Below are 5,090 nucleotides of genomic sequence, written 5' to 3' on the forward strand. Positions count from 1 at the left end.
AGGCGCGCGCGCCTGAGCGGGGACCGGTGAGCGGAGGCAAGCAGCGCGCGGACCAGATGCTCGTCGATCGCGGGCTGGTCGAATCGCGGGCGCGGGCACAGGCGCTCATCATGGCCGGGCTGGTGTTCGCCGGCACGCGCAAGATCGACAAGCCGGGGCAGGCGCTCGCGCCCGACACGATGCTCGACGTGAAGGGCCGCGATCATCCCTGGGTGTCGCGCGGCGGGATCAAGCTGGCGCACGGCCTCGCGCATTTCGAATGGAGCGTGCCGGGCGCGGTCGCGATCGACGTGGGGTCGTCGACCGGCGGCTTCACCGACGTGCTGCTCCAGGGCGGCGCGGCGCGCGTCTATGCGGTGGACAGCGGCACCAACCAGCTCGCCTGGTCGCTCCGCCAGGATCCGCGCGTGATCGTCCACGAACAGACCAGCGCCCGCATCCTGACCGCGGCGCATATCCCCGAGCCGGTCGACCTGATCGTGTGCGACGCCAGCTTCATCGGCCTCGCCAAGGTGCTCGAACGGCCATTGACGTTCGCGGGCCCCGGCGCGCGCCTGATGGCGCTCGTCAAGCCGCAGTTCGAGGCGGGGCGCGGCGAAGTGGGGAAGGGCGGCGTGGTCCGCGATCCGGACGTGCACGCGCGCGTCTGCGCCGAGGTGGCCGACTGGATCGCTGGCCAGGGCTGGGCCGTCGCCGGCATCACGCCCAGCCCCATCACCGGGCCGGAAGGCAATGTCGAATTCCTGATCGCCGCCGTCCGGGAATGAACCACCGGCGGAACGATCCGCTGCAACCCGAGGTTTACCTCAGCGCACCGACACGGCAATAGCCGGCCCGGGCACAATCGAGGAGTGGCTGTGGGCGGGATCGCATCGAAGAACCAGTTGCGCATGTCGTTCCTGCGCTGGGCGCTGGTCACGGTGCCATTGGTGCTGCTGCTGGGCTTCGCTTCGGGGCGATCGGTGCCGGCCGGCGATCAGAATGGCTGGTACGTCGCGCTCGTCAAGCCCGCGCTGACGCCGCCGGGATGGGTGTTTCCCGTCGCGTGGAGCCTGCTCTACATCCTGATCGGCGTGGCGCTCGCGGTGGTGCTCAACGCCCGGGGCGCGCGGTCGCGGGGCCTCGCCGTCGCGCTGTTCGCGGTGCAATTGGCGCTCAACCTGGCGTGGACGCCGGTGTTCTTCGGCGCGCACCGGATCGGCCTGGCGCTCGCGCTCCTCGCCGTCCTGCTGGTGACGGCGATCGCGACGACGTTGGTCTTCGGCCGGATCCGTCCGCTCGCGGCGTGGCTGATGCTGCCCTATCTGATCTGGGTGAGCTTTGCCGGCATGCTGACGCTCGGGATCCAGCGGCTGAACCCCGACGCACAGGCCCTTGTGCCGGGCGCGCATACGTCCCAGATGCTGTGACGAACCTATAAGAAGGCTTGGCATGCAGTCCGAAAACCGGATCTTCGACGATTTCGTGAAATTGTTCAACGGCGCGGCGGGCACGCTCGCCGGTGTCGGCCGCGAGGCGGAATCGGGCGCCCGTGCACGGGCGCGCGAGTGGATCGGCGGCCTCGACTTCGTGTCGCGCGACGAATTCGACACGGTGAAGGCAATGGCGATCGCTGCGCGCGACGAGGCGGATGCGCTGCGCGCTCGGCTCGACGCGCTCGAGGCCCGGCCGCAAGAGGCCCCCTCTGCCTGAGTTTTCCACGATTTTCGACCTATTCCCGCGGGGCGCGCCGTCTGATGTATTGCATCGGGCGGCGATATCGCGTGGATTGGGCGCGTGATGATGCTCGATCGCCCCGATCAGGAGCCCGACGACTCCGCCCCCATCGACATGCTCGAAAGCTATTATGCCGCGCATGGCTGGGATCACGAGCGCCATGACGACGAGATCGTCGCGACGGTAAAGGGAAGCTGGACCGAGTATGAGCTCCGCGCGCTGTGGCGCGAGGACGACAGCGTGCTCCAGTTCCTCGCCTTTCCCGACATCAAGGTGCCCGACGAGCGTCGCACGGCGGTCTACGAAGCGATCGGCCTGGTCAACGAGCAGCTCTGGGTCGGCCATTTCGAACTCTGGTCGTCGAGCGGCATTCTTCTCTACCGCCATGCGACGATGGTCGATGGCGAGGAGGAAGGCACGATGTCGCTGGCTGCGGCCGAATTGCTGGTCGAATCGGCGATCGACGAGTGCGAGCGTTTCTACCCGGTGTTCCAGTTCGTGCTGTGGGGCGGCAAGACACCCAAGGAGGCGCTCGCCGCCGCGCTGATCGATACCCAGGGCGAGGCGTGATGGTATCCGGAATGGGACCGGTCTGGATGATCGGTTGCGGCAATATGGGGGGCGCGATGCTGCGCCGCTGGGTCGCCGCCGGGCTCGATCCGCAGTCGGTGACGGTGGTGACGCGCGGCACGGCGGACGTGCCCGACGGCGTCCGCGCGCTGCATGCGCTGCCGGCGGACGAGACGCCGGCGGTGCTGGTGCTCGCGATGAAGCCGCAACAGCTCGATGCCGTCGCCCCCATACTCCGGGGCGTGACGCCGGCGATCCTCGTCTCGATCCTGGCCGGCGTGGAGGTCGCTGCACTCGGCCGGCGCTTCGCGGCGGGCGCGATCGTGCGCGCGATGCCGAACCTGCCCGTCGCGATCGGCAAGGGCGTCACCGCGCTGTACACGCCGAGCGCCGACGTCGCGGTTCGCGGCGTGGCCCAGGCGCTCGCCACGCCGCTGGGGCTGGTCGAATGGGTCGATGCGGAGGCGCGGTTCGATGCGGTCACCGCGCTTGCCGGTTGCGGGCCGGGCTTCGTGTTCCGCTTCGCCGATGCGCTGGCGCGGGCGGGGGAGGCGCTGGGCCTGCCCGCCGACCAGGCCGCGCGCCTCGCGCTCGCCACGCTGGACGGCGCGGGAACGATGGCCATGGCCGCCGATGCGCCGCCCTCGACGCTGGCGGACCGAGTCGCCAGCCCGGGGGGCTCGACGCGCGAGGGACTGAACGTGCTCGATCGCAACGATGCGCTGGTCGCGCTGTTGACCGAGACGCTGGCGGCCTCCGCGCGCCGCAACGCCGAGATGGCCGCCGCCGCGCGCTGAGCGTCAGCCCTGCGCGTGCAGCATGGCTATGCGCGCGCGCTCCTCGTCGGGCATCAGCCCCTCGAGCACCGCCCAGAAGCCGCCCACCGCCGCTTGGCCGGCTTCGGCATAGGCCTTGGAGAGCCGCGTACGCAGCGCATCGAACAGCTCGGTCTCGAGCGCTTGGCCGCTCTCGGTCAGCCGCAGCAGCCGCTGACGGCGGTCGCGCTCGCCCGGTCGGGTCTCGACCATGCCGCGCTCGGCGAGCTCGTTCAGCACGCGGCCGAGCGATTGTTTGGTGATGGCGAGCACTTGAAGCAGATCGCTCACCGTCATGTCGGGCTTGCGCGCGATCCAGTAGAGCGCGCGGTGGTGCGCGCGGCCAAGCCCTTGTTTTGCCAAGCCTTGGTCGATCGCGCGGGTCAGATGGCTGTTGCCGAAATACAGCAACTCCATGCCGCGGCGCAGCTCGGGCTCGCGCAGGAAAAGGGGAGATGCGGACTGGGGTGCGGCAGCCATGTTGACCGGTCTAGCGCCGCGCCCTAGTCAACCGCAACCCGCCAACCGAAGAGTTTTTGCCATGCCGGCCGAATCCCGCCTCGCTTTTGCCGTCACGCCCAACGCCGCGCCGGTCGCGGCGAACGCGCGGAGCGAACGGCTGGTCGATCCGGGGTTCGGCCGCGTCTTCACCGATCACATGGCGGTCGTGCGGTTCAGCGACGAAAAGGCCTGGCACGATGCGCGGATCACCGCGCGCGCGCCGCTGACGATCGATCCCGCGTCTTCGGTGCTGCATTATGCGCAGGAGATCTTCGAGGGCATGAAGGCCTATCGGCTGGAGGATGGTGGCACCGCGCTGTTCCGCCCGACCGCCAATGCCCGCCGCTTCCAGGATTCCGCGCGGCGGCTGGCGATGCCCGAGCTGCCCGAGGCGATCTTCATGGAATCGATCGAGCGGCTGGTCGCGATCGATCGCGAATGGATCCCGCAAAGCGATGGCGGCGCGCTCTATCTGCGCCCGTTCATGTTCGCCTCCGAGGTGTTCCTCGGCGTGAAGCCGGCCTCCGAATATCTCTACATGGTGATCGCCTCGTCGGTGGGCGCCTATTTCAAGGGCGGCGCGCCGGCGGTGTCGATCTGGGTGAGCCAGGATTATTCGCGTGCGGCGCGCGGCGGCACGGGCGCGGCAAAATGCGGCGGCAATTATGCGGCCAGCCTGGTCGCCCAGGCGGAGGCGATCCGCCAGGGCTGCGATCAGGTGGTGTTCCTCGACGCGGTGGAGCGCCGCTATGTCGAGGAACTGGGCGGCATGAACGTCTTCTTCGTCTTCGACGACGGCAGCCTCGCGACCCCGGCGCTGACGGGCACGATCCTGCCCGGCATCACGCGCGATTCGCTGCTGACGCTCGCGCGCGACCAAGGGCTTACGGTGCGCGAGCAGCCCTATGCGATCGACCAGTGGCGGGCGGATGCGGCGAGCGGCCGGCTGGTCGAGGCGTTCGCCTGCGGCACGGCGGCGGTCGTCACCCCGATCGGCCGCGTCGCCAGTCCGGAGGGCAGCTTCACGATCGGCGATGGCGGCCCGGGCGCCACGACGATGCGCCTGCGCGAGGCGCTGGTCGCGATCCAGCGCGGCCAGGCGCCCGACGCGCATGGCTGGTTGCACCGTCTCGCCGGATAGGGGTTTCAGTTCACGGCGGGGCGGCTATAAGCGCGCCTCCGTTGGGGCGTCGCCAAGTGGTAAGGCAGCGGCTTTTGGTGCCGCCATTCGCAGGTTCGAATCCTGCCGCCCCAGCCAACTTCCCATTAAGCGTCTGACGCAACTTGGCTTTTCGAACGGTGCCGGAACCGTGGTGGGGATTTGCTACAGAGCCCTGCTACAGAACCGAGGTTCTGTGCACGTGGGAGGCATCCCGAACACCGTCCGCCGGGGCGGCATCTACCACTTCCGCCGGGCAGTCCCGGCCGTCCATCGCGGGCGTCTCGGCATCGCCGAATTGACATGCAGCCTGCGGACGCACGATGCCT

General features: G+C 69.3%; 7 protein-coding genes and 1 tRNA gene. 7 read left to right on the plus strand and 1 reads right to left on the minus strand.

Annotated elements, in window-relative coordinates; all coding sequences use genetic code 11:
* Positions 1 to 56 precede the first annotated feature (56 nt).
* The 5 genes from L8H00_RS18555 (at position 57) to L8H00_RS18575 (ending at position 3,083) form a co-directional block, all read left to right on the plus strand.
* Positions 57 to 767 carry a TlyA family RNA methyltransferase gene (locus L8H00_RS18555; protein ID WP_242098828.1) on the plus strand — a complete coding sequence of 237 codons (711 nt, stop codon included), beginning with the start codon at positions 57 to 59 and terminating at the stop codon, positions 765 to 767.
* 90 nt (positions 768 to 857) lie between these two features.
* The gene (locus tag L8H00_RS18560; RefSeq protein WP_242098819.1) at positions 858 to 1,409 is read left to right on the plus strand and encodes a TspO/MBR family protein; all 552 of its coding nucleotides are present in this window, start codon (positions 858 to 860) and stop codon (positions 1,407 to 1,409) included.
* A gap of 22 nt (positions 1,410 to 1,431) precedes the next feature.
* Complete coding sequence (locus tag L8H00_RS18565) at positions 1,432 to 1,692, plus strand: accessory factor UbiK family protein (RefSeq protein ID WP_242098820.1); 261 nt, start codon at positions 1,432 to 1,434, stop codon at positions 1,690 to 1,692.
* Between the two features lie 90 nt (positions 1,693 to 1,782).
* Complete coding sequence (locus L8H00_RS18570; RefSeq protein WP_242098830.1) at positions 1,783 to 2,286, plus strand: YbjN domain-containing protein; 504 nt, start codon at positions 1,783 to 1,785, stop codon at positions 2,284 to 2,286.
* On the plus strand, positions 2,286 to 3,083 hold the full coding sequence (locus L8H00_RS18575; protein ID WP_242098821.1) for a pyrroline-5-carboxylate reductase: 798 nt from the start codon (positions 2,286 to 2,288) through the stop codon (positions 3,081 to 3,083). Before L8H00_RS18570 ends, L8H00_RS18575 begins: the two co-directional genes overlap by 1 nt.
* A gap of 3 nt (positions 3,084 to 3,086) precedes the next feature.
* Here the strand turns inward: L8H00_RS18575 and L8H00_RS18580 are convergent, their stop codons facing one another.
* Positions 3,087 to 3,581 carry a helix-turn-helix domain-containing protein gene (locus tag L8H00_RS18580; RefSeq protein ID WP_242098824.1) on the minus strand — a complete coding sequence of 165 codons (495 nt, stop codon included), beginning with the start codon at positions 3,579 to 3,581 and terminating at the stop codon, positions 3,087 to 3,089.
* Positions 3,582 to 3,642: 61 nt separating this feature from the next.
* Between L8H00_RS18580 and L8H00_RS18585 the strand changes: the two genes are divergently transcribed.
* Both L8H00_RS18585 and L8H00_RS18590 read left to right on the plus strand, forming a co-directional pair.
* Positions 3,643 to 4,743, plus strand: coding sequence for a branched-chain amino acid aminotransferase (locus L8H00_RS18585; RefSeq protein WP_242098826.1), 1,101 nt, complete (start codon positions 3,643 to 3,645; stop codon positions 4,741 to 4,743).
* A 42-nt stretch (positions 4,744 to 4,785) separates the two neighbouring features.
* Positions 4,786 to 4,860: transfer RNA gene (locus tag L8H00_RS18590), tRNA-Gln, on the plus strand.
* Positions 4,861 to 5,090 lie beyond the last annotated feature (230 nt).

It is taken from the genome of Sphingomonas sp. CROZ-RG-20F-R02-07, assembly GCF_022662335.1.
In the GTDB taxonomy this organism is placed as follows: Bacteria; Pseudomonadota; Alphaproteobacteria; order Sphingomonadales; family Sphingomonadaceae; genus Sphingomonas.

Coding starts and splice junctions, on each gene's coding strand:
- L8H00_RS18555 (WP_242098828.1), top strand. CDS start 57: ATGCTCGTCGATCGCGGGCTGGTCGAATCGCGGGCGCGGGCACAGGCG.
- L8H00_RS18565 (WP_242098820.1), top strand. CDS start 1,432: ATGCAGTCCGAAAACCGGATCTTCGACGATTTCGTGAAATTGTTCAAC.
- L8H00_RS18570 (WP_242098830.1), top strand. CDS start 1,783: ATGCTCGATCGCCCCGATCAGGAGCCCGACGACTCCGCCCCCATCGAC.
- L8H00_RS18575 (WP_242098821.1), top strand. CDS start 2,286: ATGGTATCCGGAATGGGACCGGTCTGGATGATCGGTTGCGGCAATATG.
- L8H00_RS18580 (WP_242098824.1), bottom strand. CDS start 3,581: ATGGCTGCCGCACCCCAGTCCGCATCTCCCCTTTTCCTGCGCGAGCCC.
- L8H00_RS18585 (WP_242098826.1), top strand. CDS start 3,643: ATGCCGGCCGAATCCCGCCTCGCTTTTGCCGTCACGCCCAACGCCGCG.